The sequence below is a fragment of the Ruegeria sp. CDSA236 genome, assembly GCF_059611285.1.
This window is the reverse complement of record NZ_JBXWPG010000006.1, coordinates 1-18,743: the sequence shown is the minus strand read 5'-3', so window position 1 is coordinate 18,743 and position 18,743 is coordinate 1. Positions and strand designations below refer to the sequence as shown.

The 18,743-nt window shown below is 56.8% G+C and carries 17 protein-coding genes and 1 tRNA gene; 10 read left to right on the top strand and 8 right to left on the bottom strand.

Going from position 1 to position 18,743, the window contains the following annotated elements:
- Nucleotides 1–62 precede the first annotated feature (62 nt).
- Both AC2FLB_RS11140 and AC2FLB_RS11135 read right to left on the bottom strand, forming a co-directional pair.
- Entirely contained in the window at nt 63–566 is a 504-nt protein-coding gene (locus tag AC2FLB_RS11140) for a DUF4166 domain-containing protein (protein WP_496709353.1), read from the bottom strand.
- Between the two features lie 41 nt (nt 567–607).
- Nucleotides 608–1,072: a thiol-disulfide oxidoreductase DCC family protein gene (locus tag AC2FLB_RS11135; RefSeq protein ID WP_496700002.1), complete on the bottom strand. Its 465-nt coding sequence runs from the start codon at nt 1,070–1,072 to the stop codon at nt 608–610.
- Nucleotides 1,073–1,347: 275 nt separating this feature from the next.
- Here AC2FLB_RS11135 and AC2FLB_RS11130 point away from each other — a divergent pair, with 275 nt between their 5' ends.
- Nucleotides 1,348–2,355: a helix-turn-helix domain-containing protein gene (locus AC2FLB_RS11130; protein WP_496690799.1), complete on the top strand. Its 1,008-nt coding sequence runs from the start codon at nt 1,348–1,350 to the stop codon at nt 2,353–2,355.
- A gap of 194 nt (nt 2,356–2,549) precedes the next feature.
- On the opposite strand, the gene rpoD is transcribed toward AC2FLB_RS11130, so the two are convergent.
- The 4 genes from rpoD to AC2FLB_RS11110 all read right to left on the bottom strand — a co-directional run bounded on the left by rpoD (nt 2,550) and on the right by AC2FLB_RS11110 (nt 8,554).
- The gene (gene rpoD, locus AC2FLB_RS11125) at nt 2,550–4,538 is read right to left on the bottom strand and encodes an RNA polymerase sigma factor RpoD (RefSeq protein WP_142634659.1); all 1,989 of its coding nucleotides are present in this window, start codon (nt 4,536–4,538) and stop codon (nt 2,550–2,552) included.
- Between the two features lie 114 nt (nt 4,539–4,652).
- The gene (dnaG, locus tag AC2FLB_RS11120) at nt 4,653–6,602 is read right to left on the bottom strand and encodes a DNA primase (RefSeq protein WP_496709264.1); all 1,950 of its coding nucleotides are present in this window, start codon (nt 6,600–6,602) and stop codon (nt 4,653–4,655) included.
- Between the two features lie 79 nt (nt 6,603–6,681).
- The gene (locus AC2FLB_RS11115) at nt 6,682–6,978 is read right to left on the bottom strand and encodes a hypothetical protein (RefSeq protein WP_142634663.1); all 297 of its coding nucleotides are present in this window, start codon (nt 6,976–6,978) and stop codon (nt 6,682–6,684) included.
- Nucleotides 6,979–7,123: 145 nt separating this feature from the next.
- Complete coding sequence (locus AC2FLB_RS11110; protein ID WP_496709263.1) at nt 7,124–8,554, bottom strand: Glu/Leu/Phe/Val family dehydrogenase; 1,431 nt, start codon at nt 8,552–8,554, stop codon at nt 7,124–7,126.
- 332 nt (nt 8,555–8,886) lie between these two features.
- On the opposite strand from AC2FLB_RS11110, the gene AC2FLB_RS11105 reads away from it, so the two are divergent.
- The 3 genes from AC2FLB_RS11105 to AC2FLB_RS11095 all read left to right on the top strand — a co-directional run bounded on the left by AC2FLB_RS11105 (nt 8,887) and on the right by AC2FLB_RS11095 (nt 11,715).
- A complete protein-coding gene (locus tag AC2FLB_RS11105) occupies nt 8,887–10,500 on the top strand; it encodes a TadE/TadG family type IV pilus assembly protein (RefSeq protein WP_496709262.1) in 1,614 nt (537 codons plus the stop codon).
- Complete coding sequence (locus AC2FLB_RS11100; RefSeq protein WP_496690802.1) at nt 10,497–11,030, top strand: TadE/TadG family type IV pilus assembly protein; 534 nt, start codon at nt 10,497–10,499, stop codon at nt 11,028–11,030. The genes AC2FLB_RS11105 and AC2FLB_RS11100 overlap by 4 nt, the downstream gene beginning before the upstream one ends.
- A 97-nt stretch (nt 11,031–11,127) precedes the next feature.
- Complete coding sequence (locus AC2FLB_RS11095; protein WP_496699992.1) at nt 11,128–11,715, top strand: TadE/TadG family type IV pilus assembly protein; 588 nt, start codon at nt 11,128–11,130, stop codon at nt 11,713–11,715.
- Between the two features lie 71 nt (nt 11,716–11,786).
- Here the strand turns inward: AC2FLB_RS11095 and AC2FLB_RS11090 are convergent, their stop codons facing one another.
- Entirely contained in the window at nt 11,787–12,257 is a 471-nt protein-coding gene (locus tag AC2FLB_RS11090; RefSeq protein WP_496690803.1) for a hypothetical protein, read from the bottom strand.
- Nucleotides 12,258–12,416: 159 nt separating this feature from the next.
- Here AC2FLB_RS11090 and AC2FLB_RS11085 point away from each other — a divergent pair, with 159 nt between their 5' ends.
- Entirely contained in the window at nt 12,417–13,328 is a 912-nt protein-coding gene (locus AC2FLB_RS11085; RefSeq protein WP_496709261.1) for a pirin family protein, read from the top strand.
- 7 nt (nt 13,329–13,335) lie between these two features.
- Here the strand turns inward: AC2FLB_RS11085 and AC2FLB_RS11080 are convergent, their stop codons facing one another.
- On the bottom strand, nt 13,336–13,923 hold the full coding sequence (locus tag AC2FLB_RS11080) for a TetR/AcrR family transcriptional regulator (protein WP_142634678.1): 588 nt from the start codon (nt 13,921–13,923) through the stop codon (nt 13,336–13,338).
- 100 nt (nt 13,924–14,023) lie between these two features.
- Here AC2FLB_RS11080 and AC2FLB_RS11075 point away from each other — a divergent pair, with 100 nt between their 5' ends.
- From AC2FLB_RS11075 to AC2FLB_RS11055, 5 genes are all read left to right on the top strand, one after another.
- On the top strand, nt 14,024–14,272 hold the full coding sequence (locus tag AC2FLB_RS11075; protein ID WP_142634680.1) for a hypothetical protein: 249 nt from the start codon (nt 14,024–14,026) through the stop codon (nt 14,270–14,272).
- A 124-nt stretch (nt 14,273–14,396) separates the two neighbouring features.
- Nucleotides 14,397–15,683 (top strand): homoserine dehydrogenase, encoded by a 1,287-nt coding sequence (locus tag AC2FLB_RS11070; RefSeq protein WP_142634682.1) that lies wholly within the window; start codon nt 14,397–14,399, stop codon nt 15,681–15,683.
- 69 nt (nt 15,684–15,752) lie between these two features.
- Entirely contained in the window at nt 15,753–16,736 is a 984-nt protein-coding gene (gene glpX / locus AC2FLB_RS11065) for a class II fructose-bisphosphatase (protein ID WP_271946243.1), read from the top strand.
- Nucleotides 16,737–16,827: 91 nt separating this feature from the next.
- Nucleotides 16,828–18,570, top strand: a complete 1,743-nt coding sequence (gene recJ / locus AC2FLB_RS11060) for a single-stranded-DNA-specific exonuclease RecJ (RefSeq protein WP_142634686.1) — start codon at nt 16,828–16,830, stop codon at nt 18,568–18,570.
- A gap of 98 nt (nt 18,571–18,668) precedes the next feature.
- Nucleotides 18,669–18,743 (top strand) — tRNA-Glu (locus AC2FLB_RS11055).

Below are 18,743 nucleotides of genomic sequence, written 5' to 3'. Positions count from 1 at the left end.
GTTTCTTGATAAATATTAAAGTAGATTGCAGGAGGCCATGGCAAAGCCACCTCACGTTCAATTCAGGCATTGTTCCTATTTACGTGAACCGGCATCAGCCAGCCCCGATATCTGATCAGTTGACCCAACATCGGCATTTCTGCCGAAACATCGAACCGAAACCGGCCTTGATCATCCTGCCATTCCACCGTCGCCGAACGCGGTAAAAGAAAGTTTGGGCATGGCACCCACAATAGAGTGAGGCGCAGGATGTTCAAATGCAGCTTTTGACCTCGAACCTGTGGGCGCATCCAGATGGTCAGCCCTCCGATCCTCTCTTTCACGCACCGCCTGTCTGCGTCGTAGACCAGATGAGACAGCGTCTCATGCCCGCCAAAATCCCTGAGCCATTCCCATTCCTGGCCATTGAGTTTGGTTCGAATGCGGACCGTCTGAATATCTGCAGCGGGGGGAAACCCACCCAACCACAATGACAAAGAGGTCAACCACCCGGTTCCTCTTTGGATGCTGCATAGTCCTGTAAACTCTGCCGTTTCACTGTGGAATTTTCGAACCGCATCCGGCACCTCAGAATTGGCTGGAAGGGCCTGCAGAAATGGGTCCGGCCTCACGCATACCCTCCGGGGAAGAACCGCGCTTTCAGGGATGAATCCGGAACCAAGCACGTTTCGAACCGTCCAAAGAATGCAAATCGGTGGCGCGCGATGAAATGATAAAGCGGATCCTTCAAAAACCGCGGAAGAAATCGACAGGCCGACAGAACAGGCCACAAAGCGGGTAAGCTGCGCATTGCAGCAGCAAAAGCATCCAAGCGCTGATGCACAACACCGTCAACGATCACAAGATTGGTTTCAAACTCGTCGGTGGGCAGGCCGAGTTGCCGGTAAAGGCTTTGTCCTATGGGGGACTGGGCAATTACAAACTTGAACCGTTTCTTTGTGTCAGCCCACAGCATGAACCTGAAAAACCGAGAACACAGCACGCATTCTCCATCAAAAACGATGAGGTTCTGCTCGGTTCCCACATCTGAGATCGCCCGGTCTTGCATTGGATACCAGATCAATTTCGCCACAACCGGACCGTGCCATTGAAGGGTAAAATCCGCAATGCGACACGTAGGTTTTCAGATGAAACGTGCCGGGGAGCCACCGATCGCTAGTCTGAGACGACCGGAGCTCTACCCTCATCCCCACAAGGTGCTGACCCGACAACACGAGGTAACTATGCCTTTGCGTTGCTATATCCTTGCTGAAAAGTGCCAGAAACTTGTGAAAACCTGCCAGATGGGTTTGCCTGCACCCGTGCAAACTGGGTTCAAATTTTTCGCGAAAGCATTAAGAATTGGATATGGAGCTTGATATTGCCAGAATTCAACACCTGACCCGAACGGTAGATGAGCGTTCGGGCGGCCCAGAGTTAGCAGACCAGCTTTTGGAAGGCAGCGGTCTAAGCCGAGCGGCAATCGCTCCCCCCACTACAGTCTACAGTGCGCAAACTGAGGCGATGTTCATCAGATATGCCTGCGACGCTATGCGCGACATAACTTTTGCCGCCTATGCGGGTTCGAAAGTCAGTTCGGCCTCTAGTATTACGGCCTATATCAGCAAGTACTCTCGTGACCTCCGACAGGTGTTTGAAAACACAACCCGCTTCTCTCGCATCATAGATCCCACAATCACCTTCAGTCTGCGCCATGCCGGGAACTTTGTGTCCTTCGAGGCGGAATGGGAAGACGCAAGTTTTGCCCGGTATCATAGACGCACAGAGTTTTTGATGTTTGGGACGCTGGCGCGAATGCGGAACCTGACGCAGTCAGACTTCCACCCCATAGCAATTCGCTTTCAACACGAGGTTGGAGAGAAAAGAAATCTATTTCAAAAGCTTGCAGGATTTTCGGTAGAATTTGGAGCAGAAAACCTAGAGATTGTTCTGTCGCCTTCATCTCTGGATCTTCCCGTGCCCACATATGACCCGATGCTTCGAGAGCATCTGATTGAGTACGGGGAACGCGTCCTGGCAGAACGGGCTTCGCCTAAGCAAAAATTGCGGGCGCAGGTCGAGGGTCTGATTACACGTTCGATGCCGGGGAATTTTCCGCAATCCGATGACATAGCCGCCAATCTCGGCATGAGCCCGCGAACATTTGCGCGTCGGCTAAAAGATGAAGGGTCAAGCTATCGAGAGATCGCAGACGATCTGCGCTGTGATCTGGCCCAAACTTTCATCACCAACGGTATGCAGCTATCTGAAATTGCATTCTCACTTGGCTACGCAGACCAACCCGCCTTTTCCACCGCTTTCAAACGGTGGACGGGTCGCGCGCCCAGCGCTTTTCGCAGCCGCCTGGATCCTTGATCGTAACTTTGAGGTAGCCGGGGGTCGTCAGCCTTGCAGCCTCGCCCCGGCCCGTCCCATGAGTGGACATTGCGGATATAGGAAGACGCGCAGCGGGATTCTTGTGAGTTCTCGCCAAATTGATGTTTCTACAAGCCACCGTGAACATTGGTTTCAAACGAAAAAGGCGCCTCGGTCGAGGCGCCTTTTCTAGGTTACTGATCCAGGAACGACCGCAACTTTCGCGACCTGCTGGGGTGTTTCAGTTTTCGCAGCGCCTTCGCCTCGATCTGGCGGATACGTTCGCGAGTCACGCTGAACTGTTGGCCGACCTCTTCCAGGGTGTGGTCCGTGTTCATACCGATGCCAAACCGCATCCGCAGAACCCGTTCTTCCCGCGGGGTAAGTGAGGCCAGAACACGCGTGGTCGTTTCCTTGAGGTTTTCCTGAATAGCACTGTCCAGCGGCAGCACAGCATTCTTGTCCTCGATGAAATCGCCAAGCTGGCTGTCTTCTTCGTCGCCAATCGGCGTTTCCAGGCTGATCGGTTCCTTGGCGATCTTCATCACCTTGCGGACCTTCTCCAGCGGCATCTGCAGCTTTTCGGCCAGTTCTTCCGGCGTCGGCTCGCGGCCGATTTCATGCAGCATCTGACGTCCCGTCCGAACCAACTTGTTGATCGTCTCGATCATATGGACTGGGATACGGATCGTGCGTGCCTGATCCGCGATGGACCGGGTGATCGCCTGACGGATCCACCAGGTGGCGTAGGTCGAGAACTTATACCCGCGGCGGTATTCGAACTTGTCTACGGCCTTCATCAGGCCAATGTTACCTTCCTGAATAAGATCAAGGAATTGCAGACCACGGTTCGTGTATTTTTTGGCGATCGAGATCACCAGACGCAGGTTGGCTTCGACCATTTCTTTCTTGGCCTGGCGCGCCTCTTTCTCGCCTTTCTGGACCTGCTGTACGATGCGGCGGAATTCGCTGATGTCCAGGCCAACATATTGCCCGACCTGAGCCATATCGTTGCGCAGTTCCTCGACCTTGGAGGTCGAGCGTTCGATGAACATCTGCCAGCCCCGGCCCGGCTTTTCAGCCATCTCGGCCAGCCAGTTCGGGTCCAGTTCACGCCCACGATAGGCGTCAACAAATTCGCGACGGTTGATGCGGGCCTGATCCGCCAGCTTCACCATCGAGCTGTCCAGCGACATGATCCGACGATTGATGCCATAGAGCTGGTCGATCAAAGCATCGATCCGGTTGTTGTGCAGATGAAGGCCGTTCACCAGCTCGACAATCTCGGCGCGCAGCTTCTGATAGGTCGCTTCGTCCGTGTCGCTGAATGTGCCGTCTTCGTTCAGGGTTGCCGAAATCCGGCTGTCCTGCATTTCGCTCAGCATCGCAAAATCAGTCGAAATACGCTCGAGCGTAGTCAGAACCTGATCTTTCAGAGCAGCTTCCATAGCAGCCAGCGACATGTTCGCCTGCTCGTCTTCGTCATCGTCATCATCGGTCGCAATCGGGTTGCCATCGGCATCCAGCTCGGGGCCTTCTTCTTTGGCGGGCTTTGCGGCCTGCACGGTCGAAGTGTCGACGACCGGCTCTTCGACATCGCCGTCTTCGTCCATCTGATTGCCGAAAGTGGCCTCCAGATCAATGACGTCGCGCAGCAGAATGTCTTCGGACAGCAATTCATCATGCCAGATCGTAATCGCCTGGAAGGTCAGTGGGCTTTCACAAAGCCCTAGGATCATCGTATTACGACCAGCCTCGATCCGCTTGGCGATAGCAATCTCGCCCTCACGGCTGAGCAGTTCGACCGAACCCATTTCGCGCAGATACATGCGCACCGGGTCATCGGTACGATCAAGCTTTTCGGCGGCGGCACCGGCCAGCGTGACCTCACGGTTGCTTTCCGTTGTGATCAGGTCGGTCGAGCCTTTATTCTCTTCCTCTTCCGCCTCTTCATCTTCGATGATGTTGATCCCCATCTCGGACAGCATCGACATAACGTCTTCGATCTGTTCCGAGCTGACCTGATCAGGCGGCAGGACCTGATTGAGCTGGTCGTAGGTGATGTAGCCTTTCTCACGAGCCTCGGCGATCATCTTCTTGACCTGAGTCTGGCTCATGTCCAGCGAGATTTCCTGTTCCTGCTCGTCGGATTTGCTGTCTTCGTTTGTATCCTTGGCGGCCATTCAATGCTCCTGCAGGGATGGGTGATTCGATTGAACCGAATCATTAGCGCGTTGAAGTGATTCGGCCACCCGTTTACCTGTTTTTCTTTTCCAGTGCCTTACGAAAACACCACATTACCGGCGTTTTCGCTCGAAATTGATACCTGACATGATTGCCTTAAACGCATCCTTCTCGTCGCGGTTGATTCGCGCACCATTGTCAGCGATGTCGAAAACGGCCCTGTCTTCATTCTGGCTTCGGCTTGTTCTGTTGCGCTCTTCGGCGGCTTGCGCCAAGCGATAGGTCAACGCTTCATCGTCCAGATCAGACAGCTCCTCTGCGGCTTCGGCAATCTCTGCGTCCAGACCCCTGAGAGCTTTGATTTTGGCGAGTTCCTCAGCCAATGTCATTTCGGCCTTTTCAACGTCGCCCGGTTTATTCACGCAGGGGATAACTGCGACATGGCGAAGGGCCAGCAGGTTTTCAAGGGCGTGATGTCCCAAAGTTTCCGCAATATGTTGTTTGAGGTTCTCAGGATCATCTATCGCGTGCCGCAGAATGGCATCGCGCAGGCCAGCGTGATCTTGGTCACGGCACTCCATTTCTTCCAGTTGGTGTTCAAACTGCACCACGACTTGGGGATTCAATGCGGCGATGGCCAGAATGGCGGCTTCGCGCATCTGGATATCGGCATTGTCGGATGATGCCAGGAATGACGCCCGCGCGCCCGGTGTGGCCGGTTGCGGCTGGGGCTTCCATTTCCCGCGTGTTTGCCAAGTACGGTTTTGTGGCTGCCTTTGAGGGCGAAACAGCTGCCAGCGCAGGTCTTTGATCTCTTGCCCGTAATGCGACCGGATCGACGGGTCACGGATCAGCTTGATCTTGTCGCGCAAGACCTTGTCCAAAGCTGCTTTGCGTTCGGGGCTGTCGAACACCTTGCCTTCGGTTTCGCGCTGCCACAGCAGCCTGACCATTGGCATGGCCTCTTCCAATACCGTCTGCACTGCCGTTGGACCATCGGCCCGCAACAGATCATCGGGGTCTTTGCCCTCGGGCATCAGCGCAAAGCGCAAGGACTTTCCTGCCTCAAGCAGCGGCAGGGCCAGATCGACCGCCCGCATCGCAGCACGCAAACCCGCCGTGTCGCCATCCAGCGCAATGATCGGCTCGTCCGAGATACGCCACAGCAGTTGCAACTGATGCTCGGTGATTGCGGTACCCAATGGGGCCACCGATGCGCCAAAACCGGCCTCGGCAAGCGCGATCACATCCATATATCCTTCGGCCACGATCAATGGCTGCCCTTTGCCCGCAGCCTGCCGCGCGGGGCCTTGGTTATAGAGGCTGCGCCCCTTGTCGAACAGTTCAGTTTCGGGCGAGTTCAGATATTTCGCATTGTCATTGGGGTCCATCGCTCGGCCACCGAACGCAATGCAACGCCCGCGCGGATCCCGGATCGGATACATGATCCGGTTCCGAAACGTGTCATAGGGCTTTTTACCTTTGTTCGAGGGTTTCGCCAGACCCGCACCAAGGATCAGATCTTCGGCAACGTTCTTGCCGCGTAGGTGATCCCAAAGCGCCTGCCAACCGTCGGGAGCAAAGCCGATTTCCCACCGATCCAGCGTCTGCACTTTCAAGCCGCGCCGCGCCAGATAATCGCGCGCCTCCCCACCTGCCCCTGTTTTCAGCTGCAACCGAAAGAACTGCACCGCCTGTTCCATCACCTCGGCCAGTTGCGTGCGACGATCCTGTTTCTCTTGCGCCTTGGGGTCACGTTCGGGCATCGGCATTCCGGCTTCACGCGCGAGAATTTCGACCGCTTCGATGAACGAGACATTCTCGGTCTCTTTCACGAAGCTGATCGCATCCCCTTTGGCATGGCAGCCAAAGCAGTAATAGAAACCCTTTTGGTCATCGACGTGGAACGATGCTGTCTTCTCGTGATGGAACGGGCACGGAGCCCACATGTCGCCCTTGCCCTGATTGGACTTGCGCGCGTCCCACATGACTTTGCGCCCGACGACCTGAGACAAGCTCAGCCGGGTGCGCAACTCATCCAGAAAACCGGGTGGTAATGACATGGGTTAAACCTGACAGAAACAGCAACGCGCGCCAAGGGGAAGGCGCGCGTTTGTCCGCAAAGAAATCGCAAGGTTTGGATTACTGCTGCAGGCACAGCTCCATCCACGTGGCGCCGAGATCCTTTTTGCGCACATCGCGCATCTTCTGCTCATAGACCCAAGGGGTGATCAGCGGGATCGCGGCATTATAGTTCGCGGGCCAAGTCGGACCTGTATCGGCCACGGCTTGCGGCACGTCGCGCTCTTTCACGCGGTCAAGTCGCGCCTGCTGGATCGCCGCCACGACATCCGCCTGATGCTGGCAGCTTTGTTCTTTTGTTTCCTGAGCAGCCAGAGGTGTGGCCAGTAAAATAGCCGCAACGGCAATACGCAACATGGTGGTCTCCGGGATTCGTTCTCGTCGCTGAAGTCTACTGCCGGGCGCGGATGCGCGCCATCGTCGAATTGCATCTTGCGCAGCCCTGTTGCGCCTTGGTCCTGCGGGCGAGGGATCAGATGCCAACCGCCCGCAGAGAGTATTGTCAAAGCCCCTTAGCGCGGTAGCTTTTCGAGACACGGTCAATGGCCACGATGTAGGCCGCGGTCCTCAGATCCTCGACATCGTCGCGACTGTGCCAGACTTCACGCATCGACTGGTAAGCAATCCGCATGGTGTCATCGAGCCCCGAACGAACCAGCTCAAGCTCATCCGCACCTTTCAGGTATTTCGCCTTGAAGTTCGGAGACATGGACCAGGCATCGCCCAGATAGCGGTCCAGCCGTTCCAGTTCACTGACGATCAGCTCGTGCCGCGACTCTTCCTGACGACGCTGCATGCGGCCAAACCGGATATGGCTTAGGTTCTTAACCCATTCGAAATACGAAACGGTCACACCGCCAGCATTTGCGTACATATCAGGAATGATCACGACGCCCCTATCGCGCAGAACTTCGTCTGCACCAGCTGTTACCGGGCCGTTTGCAGCTTCGATGATCAACGGGGCCTTGATGCGATCGGCATTATCTAGGTTGATCACACCTTCCAGCGCCGCCGGGATCAGGATGTCGCACTCTTCTTCCAGCACGGCCCCGCCCTCGGCGGAATGGGTGGCGTCGGGATAATCGCTGACACCGCCATGCTTGATGATCCATTGGCGAACCGACTCGACGTCGATCCCGTCGGGATTATACAGCGCACCATCCCATTCAATGATGCCCACGATACGAGAGCCATCTTCCTCGCTTAGGAACTTGGCAGCGTGGTATCCCACATTCCCCAAGCCCTGAACAATAATGCGCTTGCCGTCCAACTTGCCCGACAGCCCTGCCTTTTGAATGTCCTCAGGATGGCGGAAAAACTCGCGCAGCGCATATTGAATGCCGCGGCCCGTGGCCTCGACCCGTCCGGCAATACCGCCAGCATTCAGCGGCTTGCCTGTCACACAGGCGCGCGCGTTGATGTCAGTTGTATTCATCCGGGCGTATTGGTCCGCCATCCACGCCATTTCACGCTCACCCGTCCCCATATCCGGGGCTGGCACGTTCTGTGACGGGTTGATCAGGTCGCGCTTGGCCAACTCATAGGCGAACCGGCGGGTGATCTGTTCAAGCTCATGCTCTTCGTATTGGCGTGGGTCGATACACAACCCACCCTTTGATCCGCCAAACGGCGTTTCGACCAGAGCACATTTATAGGTCATCAGCGCCGCCAGCGCTTCGACTTCGTCCTGGTTCACTGCCAAAGCATAGCGAATGCCGCCTTTCACCGGCTCCATATGTTCGGAATGCACCGACCGATATCCAGTGAACGTGTGTATGTCACCGCGCAGCCGGACGCCGAAGCGTACAGTGTAGGTGGCGTTGCAGACCCTTATCTTTTCTTCAAGGCCCGGAGGCAGATCCATCAGGGACGCTGCCCTGTTGAACATTAGATCTACACTCTCTCGAAAGCTGGGTTCTTTTGTGGCCGTCATTTAAACCTCCGTGCCGGCGAACGACTTGCGTTCTGACGTTTTGTCGCACCCCTTTGCTAAACGATCAATGTTTAAGCAGAAATAAAATCTCAAGTTACGGGGAAATATTCGAACTCTGGCTGAGTCGCCAAACCCAGACATTATCCGCCGAATTGTTCACGCATCGAATACAGCCCCGCGCGACAGTCGGGAATTATCCCTCAATTTCCCTCAAACCAGCCAAAACTGGGCCCTTTTCGCCCAATTCCCGCCACGTTTCGCAGTTAATTTCCATACGTTAACTTTTCCTTAGCAGCTTTGGATGTCTGCTCAGCGAGGTCTGCAAGATGAAAATGCCCAAGTTTCTACGCGAAAGCAAAAGCGGCACTAAATCCGCGCTAAGCGCGCGCCGGTTCGCAAAAAGCGAAGACGGTACATTCACAATCTTTGTATTGTTGGGTTTCCTGGTGATCATCGCCTCGACTGGGGCTGGCGTTGACCTAATGAATTTCGAACGCGACCGCGCCAATCTGCAATCAACATTGGACCGCGCCGTTCTTGCGGCCGCTGACCTTGATCAGAAAAAGCCCGCACGCGAAATTGTCGATGCCTATTTCGAGAAGGCCGGGCTGGGCGGCAAAATCACTTCTGTCGTGGTGGAAGAAGGCTTTGGATCACGTAAAGTATCAGCCACCGCCGAGGCGACCATCAAAACCCACTTTATGCATTTCTCTGGCGTCAACAGCTTGACCGCTAACGCGGCCAGCACGGCCGTCGAAAGCATTGGTGCTGTTGAAATCTCGCTGGTTCTCGACATCTCAGGCTCAATGAACAACTATTCGAGTTCTGGCGGGAAGAGCAAAATTGCGCTTCTGCAGGATGCGGCCACAGAATTTGTCACGCTGATGCTGGATTCAGATGATCCGAACCGCACGGGCATTTCGATCTCGATCGTGCCTTACGCGACTCAGGTCAACGCGGGTGAACCCATCCTGAGCAAATTCACCAACGTTACAGCAGAGCACAACTACTCTCATTGTGTGAACTTTATCCCGGAACAGTATAGCGACGCGGACCTAGAGCGTGATGACACGCTGGAACGCACCGCGCATTTTGACCCCTTCACCTATTCCGAAGGCTCGATCAGAACACCGGTTTGCCCGGTCCGCGATGGCAGTGCGATTACGCCTGTTACCGATAATCTGGAGGCATTGACCAAACAGATCAAGGCGTTGACTGCAACCGGGAACACCTCGATAGATGTCGGCATGAAATGGGGCGTGGCCTTCCTGGACCCAAGCGTTCGTGGCATTGTGAGCGACCTGGCTGACGACAACATCGTTCCAAATCACTTCCGGACCCGCCCGTCAGACTATAACTCGGACATCTTGAAAATTGTAATCGTAATGACCGACGGTCAGAACACGGACCAGTATATGCTGAACCCGTCCCTTCGGGAGGGCTTGTCGGATGTCTGGTACAATGCTGAGGCCTCCGAATACACAGTCTACCATTCGCAGGGTCGGCCTAACTTTTTCTGGCCACAGCAGAACACATGGGCGGACCATCCGTTCGGCAATCCTGATCCAGAGACACCAGCCAACGAAGAATTGGGTACGGCTGTTCGCCTGACCTATCCAGAACTCTTCAACCGTGTGTCTTTGGCCTGGAATGCAAGATATAACTATTACTGGCAGTCAAGTGCATGGGCCGAGTGGTACTCGAAAGCGTATGCCAAAGTTGAAACTTCGGCCAAGAACCAGCGCACCAAGCATATTTGTGACGCAGCCAAAGATGAGGGCGTCATTGTCTATGGCATCGCCTTCGAAGCACCCAGAGCCGGGTACAAAACCATCAAGGACTGTGCCAGCTCGGACAGCCATGTATACAATGTGAACGGTTTGGACCTGGAAGACGCATTTGCTTCTATCGCGTCGTCGATCAGAAAACTGCGGTTGACCCAATGATCGGAGCCCTTGTTTCAAAGCTGCGAAGCCTGAAACGCAGGGAAGATGGGGCGGTCACCGTCGAGTTTGTGATCATCTTCCCGGCTTTCATGTTCTTCATCCTGAGTGCGATGGAGTATTCGGTGGTCACCTTGCAGCAGGCGATGTTAGAGCGGGCTGTGGACCAGACAGTTCGCGACATTCGCCTCGGCACGGGCACCAACCCAACGCATGATCAGATCAAAGATACGATCTGTGATCGCGTCGTAGTGATCAAACGCTGTACCACCAACTTGCAGCTGGAGATGCTGCAACAAAGCGCGTTTGTCGGGTTGAACCTTCCGCCTGTTCCGGATTGCACTGACAATTCTGAAGAAGTGAACCCAGTTCGCGCTTTCGAAAATGGCCTTTCGAACGAGTTGATGATCCTTCGGGCCTGCGCAAAGGTCGATCCGATTTTCCCTACATCGGCGATGGGGCGTATTTTGTCGGATGAATCAGGCCAGATCGAACTTACCGCGACGACTGCCTTCGTACAGGAGCCTCTGTAAGCCTATGTTTTTCATTTCAAAGCTCCGGAATCTTCTGAAATCCAAGACGAAAGACGAGAGTGGGGTACTCACGGTTGAGGCTTTGCTTGTCTTTCCGATGCTGGTGTGGACGATCACAGGCGCTTTCACGTATTTCGACGGCTTCCGCCAAAGCGCATCTAACCTGAAAGCGGCGTATACCGTTGGCGATTTGATCTCTCGCGAGACCGGCACGATCACGGACACTTATATCACCTCATTGCATTCGCTGCTGGTGGCGATGGTCAACAACCGATCACAGATGAATCTGCGCGTGTCGCTGGTTGTGTTCGACGAACAGGATGATCGTCATTACGTCAGATGGTCAACCGCGCGCGGTTACGACAGCATCTGGACCGACGACAATATCGACCGCATGCGTGATAACCTGCCGCCTATGCCGAACCAGGACACACTGATCATTGTTGAAACGGCGAATGCTTACATTCCGGTCTTTGACTCGATCTATGGGGTAGATTTCCTCAAAGGCGAACATGTCTTTGAAAATTTCGTCTTTACACGCCCACGCTTTACCAATGAGGTTGCGGCAAATGTGTCGGGCGTTGTTGAAATTGAGGAAAATCCCGACGGGTCTGGCGAGATCGGTGAAATCGAGGACCCTGGCACAGGGGATTCCGGTGCGAGTGCGGAAAGCGCAACGAACTAGGACAGGGTGGGTTGGCATCTTAGTGCCTTCCACCCCGCCTTCGAATAACGAGGTGGCGCTGAAGGTCTGACCTAGCCGCGTTCTGCCACCATCGCAGACAAAATCTCGGACATGAATTTGGTTTCGGCGGCGGATGTCATGCCGCCTATGCCAACGCGGCGTCCCAAGCGCCACCACAGCCCCGGCGCCCATCTATTTGCACCTGATTGCCGGGTTGTTACCAGAAAGCCATTCGACGGCTTGAAGGCAAACGCACCTCTTTCGACGGTTTCAATGTCTTCTATTGCGGCGATCGGCTGCCCTGCCCCGGTTCTCAGCTCGGTCTCAGTCAGCTCGATCCAATCCGAGGTTGCCTGCCACATGCGATAGGCCAGCCAAAAGGACGCCGCGCCTACCACAAACAGGAATGCCTGCCAGGATGGCTCCGGCGGCGCGGCAAGCGCGACGAAAACAACCAGAAAGCCCACGGTCGACAACATTCCGACACCCATCCACCGCCTGGGTGATGAGGCTTTGACCACGGCCAGAACTTCTTGTTGCATTTGCTGCTCTCCCACTTTGCAGTTGGGTTTAGCCACTTTCCCAGCCAAACAACAGAGGCGAACGCACCTGCTGAATTTCGCACAGGTTGCGTGTTTCAGCGCAAATTGACCCGCCATGGCGGTGCGGTACATCTTCCCCATAGCAACAGGAGCGCAGCAATGTCCCTCAGACCGACTTTGGAAACCCGAAAGGCCATACCGACGATGGAGGGGGCAGGCGTTAAACTGCACCGCGCTTTCGGCTTTCAGGACCCGTCAGAACTGGATCCTTTTTTGCTGTTCGACGACTTTCGCAATGAACGCCCGCAGGACTATCAGGCTGGATTTCCATGGCATCCGCATCGCGGGATCGAGACAATCACCTATGTCCTGTCCGGCTCGGTTGAGCATTCGGATTCACTTGGCAATAACGGAACACTTGGCGCGGGTGATGTGCAGTGGATGACGGCAGGGTCCGGAATCCTGCATCAGGAAATGCCCAAGGGAAGCCGAACCGGCCAAATGCACGGGTTTCAGCTGTGGGGCAATCTACCCGCGGCCCAAAAGATGACAACACCGCGATATCAGGACGTGCCGCGCAAAGAGATCCCTGAAATCATGGACGATGACGGAACCGTTGTCCGCGTGATCGTGGGGACGTTTTGGGGCAAGACAGGCCCAGTCGACGGCATCGCCGCCGACCCTCAGTATCTGGACATCCAAATTCAGGCAGGTGTGAAGAAGACCTTCCCCATAGACACCTACCGTCGCGCATTTGCATATGTATTCGAAGGCGCGGGCGCCTTTGCTGATTCCTCGCGGCCTGCGGGGGTCCTTTTGGAAAAAGAAGTTGGCGGCCAAGAGGTGAACATTCGTGACATGTCGGGAGACCGAACACTGGTTCGCTTTGGGAGTGGTGACGAAGTGACCGTTCAGGCAGGTCCGGAAGGTGTCCGGTTCCTGCTGATTTCCGGCGCACCGATCAATGAGCCGGTCGCGTGGCACGGCCCCATCGTCATGAACACCCGGACCGAGCTGGAACAGGCTTTTCGCGAATTGCGCAACGGGACGTTTATTCGGCCGGCACATTGACTGCCCCTTAAGCAGTCATCGCCTTTCGGACCATGTCCCAATAGACGGCTTCAACCTCGTCCAGCGAAAGCCGCCCACCGGCGCGATACCACGTCATGACGCCGTTCAGCATGGCGATGACCGCCAATGTCGCAATCTTCGTATCCGCGACCGCAAAGATACCCGCCCGCTGACCTTCGCGCAAAATGGCCTCAAGCCCGTCTTCATACTTGCGGCGCAGATCCTCTATTTCGGCGAAGTTTTCGGGCGTGAGGTTCCGAAGTTCCATATAGGCGATGAATACCTCGTCAGGGCGCTGCAGGTGGAACCGGATGTGAAATCCGACAAACCGACGCAAAGCATCCTGCGGATCGCCAGTTTGCTTTTGCTCGCCATAGGCGGACAACAAATCCTGCATATGGTCGCGCATCAAACGGAACAGAAGGCTCTGCTTATCCGGGGTGTAATTGTACAATGCCCCGGCCTGCACCCCAACCTCGCCCGCAATTTTCCGCATGGAAACAGCAGCATACCCATGGCGCGCGAAAAGCCGAAGCGCTGCCTGCCGGATACGCGGGCCGGTAATGTCCGAGTGTGAGCCTTGTGTACGTGCCATGTATCCACCATATCTGAACGGATGTTCAGATAGAAGCCCGCTTGAAACGACCGGACAAAAAGTGCATCACGGATGCCAGTTGCCACAATAAGGTTTCATCATGAAGCCCCTTCTTCTTCTGCCCCTAGTTTTGCTCTGCCTGGGATGCACCAATTTTCCCGAGCTGAAAGACCGCGAAGGGCCAAATGTGCAATCGGCCCCCTACCCCAAGTTAACCCCACTGGCAGATGTTTTCGCTGTGCCTGTTGACCCGCTGTACGAAGCGGCAGAGGTCGAAAGTGAGCTGACCGACCGCAGCAAGGCGTTGAAGAAAAAGGCAACGGCATTGCAAAACGCTCAGACCAATTAACCCTCAGGTTTTCTGTCGCCGGGCATGGGTGACGCGGATTGCGCCTCGGCGCCGAACCCGCTAAGGCAGCGGGAACGGGGAAACACCCCAGATTAGGATTATCGAGCGGAAAGGAACCCACAGGATGACACAGGCGCTGCGGCTTGGAATTGCGGGCTTGGGAACTGTTGGTGTGGGTGTCGTCAGGATCGTGCGCCGCCATGCCGACCTGCTGCAGGCACGAACGGGTCGTCCCATCCAGATCACAGCGGTTTCCGCGCGTGACGCTGGCAAGGATCGCGGTGTGAACCTGTCGGATTATGCCTGGGAAACTGACCCTGTCGCTTTGGCGCAGCGCGACGATATTGATGTTTTTGTTGAACTGATGGGCGGGGAAAACGGACCTGCCAAAGCCTCGGTCGAAGCGGCGCTAGCCAGTGGTAAGGATGTCGTCACCGCCAACAAGGCCCTGTTGGCCATTCACGGTCAGGAACTGGCTGAAATGGCCGAAGCCGCGGGCCGTGTGATCCGCTTCGAAGCGGCCGTGGCTGGCGGCATTCCAGTGATCAAATCCCTGACCGAAGGACTTGCGGGCAACGAAATCACCCGCGTCATGGGAGTGATGAACGGCACCTGCAACTATATCCTGACCCGGATGCAATCGCAGCGGCAGGGATATAACGCCCTGTTCGACGAATGCGCGCAGCTGGGTTACCTTGAAGCCGATCCAAATCTGGATGTGGGCGGGATAGACGCCGCCCATAAACTGGCGCTGCTTGCCTCAATCGCATTCGGCACCAAACCGAATTTCGACGGGATCGAGATCGAAGGCATTCAGCAGATCAGTCTGGATGACATCGACCAGGCCCATGACATGGGATACCGGATCAAACTGTTGGGCGTGGCTCAGCGCACGGCACGGGGGCTTGAACAGCGGATGCAGCCGTGTCTGGTGCCCAGTGACTCGCCCCTGGGCCAGCTTGAAGGCGGCACCAATATGGTGGTGATCGAAGGCGACGCGGTCGAGCAGGTTGTTCTGCGTGGCCCCGGAGCTGGCGAAGGGCCAACGGCCAGCGCGGTGATGGGCGATGTCTGCGATCTGGCACGTGGGCTTCAGATTCCGACCTTCGGCCGCCCTGCCAGTTCGTTGCAGGACGCAGTGCCAGCGCTGACTGGTCGCCCTGCCCCCTATTATTTGCGTCTGGGTCTGCTGGACAAACCCGGCGCCTTGGCCAAAGTTGCGGCCATTCTGGGCGATGCCGGGGTCTCGATTGATCGCATGCGCCAATACGCCCATGCGGAAAGCACCGCGCCGGTTCTGATAGTTACCCACAAAACCACCCGTGCCACGCTGGATGTCGCCTTGCTGGGCCTGCACGAGACCGATGTTGTTTCGGGCACACCGGTTGCTTTGCGGATTGAAGAGGTTTGACACTTGCGGCCTGCACGATACGCAGGCTATGCCGGACAAGACGCCGATACTGACCTGAGGATAGTGAAAATGAGTGCTGCCAAGATCGATTTCAATGACCGCCTGTTGTCTCTGGGCCTGGCGCGGGTTGCGGAACAGGCTGCGCTTGCTTCGGCGTCGCTGGTTGGACGGGGCGATGAAAAGGCCGCTGACCAGGCTGCTGTGAATGCCATGCGCGAACAGTTGAACCTGCTGGATATCGCCGGTGTTGTCGTGATCGGTGAAGGCGAGCGCGACGAAGCGCCGATGCTGTACATTGGCGAAGAGGTCGGGTCCGGCAATGGTCCCGGCGTCGACATCGCGTTGGACCCGCTGGAAGGCACCACGCTGACCGCCAAGGACATGCCCAACGCGTTAACTGTGATAGCAATGGGCCCGCGCGGATCAATGCTGCATGCACCGGACGTTTATATGGACAAACTGGCCGTTGGCCCGGGTTTCCCTGAAGGCGTTGTCAGCCTGGACATGAGCCCGCGCGAACGTGTGGAAGCGCTGGCCAAGGCCAAGGATTGCGAGCCTGCCGACATTACCGTCTGCATCCTGGAACGCCCTCGGCATGAGGCAATGATTGCCGAAGTTCGCGAAACCGGTGCATCTATCCGCCTGATCACCGATGGTGATGTTGCTGGCGTCATGCACTGCGCCGAAAGCGAAGTCACCGGGATCGACATGTATATGGGCCAAGGCGGCGCCCCCGAAGGTGTTCTGGCCGCTGCAGCGCTGAAATGCATGGGCGGGCAGATCTTTGGCCGCCTGCTGTTCCGCAATGATGACGAACGCGGCCGCGCCGCCAAAGCGGGCATCACCGATCTGGACCGCATCTATTCGCGCGATGAGATGGTAACCGCCGATGTGATCTTTGCCGCAACCGGCGTCACCGGCGGCTCTTTGCTGCCGCGCATCAAGCGCGAGCCGGGTTGGGTTGAAACCACCACCCTGTTGATGCGGTCGAAAACCGGGTCGGTTCGACGCATGTCCTACCGCACGCCGACGTGGTCGCATAGCGACGGCTAAGTTCTTGCGCCTGACCATCGTGCAGGGCTATCCATAGAAATGATAAGGCCGGGTCCGCGAGGGTCCGGCCTTGGCACATCAGGGGCAGGACATGAGCTTTCTTGGGGTTGAACATTCACTGTCAGCACGTCGCTGGGTCGGCCCCTCGGCGGATGTAGAGCGCGCGACCGAGGTGCTGGTACAACAAGCCGGATTGCCCCGGGCCGTCTGTCAGGTTCTGGCCCGGCGCGGTGTTCCGGCAATGGAAGCTCCGGGATTTCTAGAACCCAAACTGAAAGAGCTGTTGCCCGATCCGCGCGCGATGAAAGACATGGAAACCGCTGCAACCCGTTTTCTGACTGCGGTCCGTCTAAAGCAGCGCATTGCGATCTTTGCCGATTATGACGTCGACGGAGGCAGTTCGGCTGCTCTGCTACTCACGTGGTTGCGTCAGATGGGCCTGCAGGCGACGCTCTATGTGCCTGACCGGATTGATGAGGGCTATGGCCCCAACGTCCCGGCGATGCAGGAACTGGCCGCCGCGCATGATCTGATTATCTGCGTCGATTGCGGAACCCTCAGCCATGAACCCATCGCCGCCGCAAAGGGGGCCGATGTCATCGTCCTGGACCACCACCTTGGTGGCGAAACTTTGCCCGATTGCGTGGCCGTGGTGAACCCGAACAGACAGGACGAAAGCGGCGATCTTGGCTATTTTTGTGCCGCCGCCGTCGTGTTCCTGATGCTGGTCGAGGCCGGACGGCAACTGCGCGAAGCGGGTGCAAAAGGGCCTGACCTGATTGCAATGCTAGACCTTGTGGCGCTGGCCACGGTGGCGGATGTGGCCCCGTTGATCGGTGCAAACCGCGCGCTTGTGCGTCAGGGGCTGAAGGTCATGGCGCAACGACAAAGACCGGGGTTGGTGGCGCTGTCGGATGTGGCGCGGATGGATTCCGCGCCCAACAGCTATCATCTGGGGTTCATGCTGGGCCCGCGCGTCAACGCAGGGGGCCGGATCGGCCAGGCCGATCTGGGTGCCCGGCTGCTCAGCACCGATTCAACCCATGAAGCAGAGGCTCTGTCCCAACGGCTGGACGAGTTGAACACCGAGCGGCGCGATATTGAAAATGCGGTTCGGGCAGCCGCCATGGAACAGGCCGAAGAACGGGGCCTTGATGCGCCCTTGGTCTGGGCGGCCGGGGAAGGCTGGCATCCGGGCGTTGTCGGCATCGTCGCGTCGCGCCTCAAAGAAACCGCCAACCGCCCGGCCATCGTCATCGGTCTGGACGGGGATGAGGGCAAAGGATCGGGCCGATCAGTGACCGGTGTCGATCTGGGTGCCTCGATTCAGCGGCTGGCGGCGGAAGGTCTGCTGGTCAAGGGCGGCGGCCACAAGATGGCGGCTGGCCTGACGGTCATGCGTGATCAGCTGGAACCGGCGATGGAACGGCTCAGCGAATTGCTGGCAAAACAAGGGGCAGGTCAAACCGGCCCTGCTGACCTGAAACTGGAAGGCACACTTATGCCCGGCGCGGCCACTGTCGATCTGATTGAACAGATTGAAAAAGCAGGGCCTTTCGGCGCCAGTGCTCCGGCTCCGCGGTATGCCTTTCCGGACTTACAGGTGCGCTTTGCCAAGCGGGTCGGCGACTCCCATCTGAAGCTGTCGCTATCGGACGGGGTGGGTGCCGGGTTGGATGCCATTGCGTTTGGCGCCTTTGACGGACCAATGGGGGAACGGCTGACCAATCACGGCGGCGCGCGCTTTCATTTCGCCGGACGACTTGAGGTAAACACATGGGGTGGACGGCAAACCGTACAACTCAGATTGGAAGATGCCGCCGAGGCGATCTAAGGCCGCATTCGCCACCGCCAAAAAACTTTCACAACCCTGCGTTTTTCGGCTTGCGGGGGTCAGAGTGAAACCGTAAAAGGCCCCCCACAAGCTAGCGTGGCCCGTTCGTCTATCGGTTAGGACGCCAGGTTTTCAACCTGGAAAGAGGGGTTCGATTCCCCTACGGGCTACCA

Bases quoted from the DNA above. Each gene is read 5' to 3' on its own strand.
- AC2FLB_RS11130 (WP_496690799.1), top strand. From the start codon at position 1,348: ATGGAGCTTGATATTGCCAGAATTCAACACCTGACCCGAACGGTAGAT.
- rpoD (WP_142634659.1), bottom strand. From the start codon at position 4,538: ATGGCCGCCAAGGATACAAACGAAGACAGCAAATCCGACGAGCAGGAA.
- dnaG (WP_496709264.1), bottom strand. From the start codon at position 6,602: ATGTCATTACCACCCGGTTTTCTGGATGAGTTGCGCACCCGGCTGAGC.
- AC2FLB_RS11115 (WP_142634663.1), bottom strand. From the start codon at position 6,978: ATGTTGCGTATTGCCGTTGCGGCTATTTTACTGGCCACACCTCTGGCT.
- AC2FLB_RS11110 (WP_496709263.1), bottom strand. From the start codon at position 8,554: ATGACGGCCACAAAAGAACCCAGCTTTCGAGAGAGTGTAGATCTAATG.
- AC2FLB_RS11105 (WP_496709262.1), top strand. From the start codon at position 8,887: ATGCCCAAGTTTCTACGCGAAAGCAAAAGCGGCACTAAATCCGCGCTA.
- AC2FLB_RS11100 (WP_496690802.1), top strand. From the start codon at position 10,497: ATGATCGGAGCCCTTGTTTCAAAGCTGCGAAGCCTGAAACGCAGGGAA.
- AC2FLB_RS11095 (WP_496699992.1), top strand. From the start codon at position 11,128: ATGCTGGTGTGGACGATCACAGGCGCTTTCACGTATTTCGACGGCTTC.
- AC2FLB_RS11090 (WP_496690803.1), bottom strand. From the start codon at position 12,257: ATGCAACAAGAAGTTCTGGCCGTGGTCAAAGCCTCATCACCCAGGCGG.
- AC2FLB_RS11085 (WP_496709261.1), top strand. From the start codon at position 12,417: ATGTCCCTCAGACCGACTTTGGAAACCCGAAAGGCCATACCGACGATG.
- AC2FLB_RS11080 (WP_142634678.1), bottom strand. From the start codon at position 13,923: ATGGCACGTACACAAGGCTCACACTCGGACATTACCGGCCCGCGTATC.
- AC2FLB_RS11075 (WP_142634680.1), top strand. From the start codon at position 14,024: ATGAAGCCCCTTCTTCTTCTGCCCCTAGTTTTGCTCTGCCTGGGATGC.
- AC2FLB_RS11070 (WP_142634682.1), top strand. From the start codon at position 14,397: ATGACACAGGCGCTGCGGCTTGGAATTGCGGGCTTGGGAACTGTTGGT.
- glpX (WP_271946243.1), top strand. From the start codon at position 15,753: ATGAGTGCTGCCAAGATCGATTTCAATGACCGCCTGTTGTCTCTGGGC.
- recJ (WP_142634686.1), top strand. From the start codon at position 16,828: ATGAGCTTTCTTGGGGTTGAACATTCACTGTCAGCACGTCGCTGGGTC.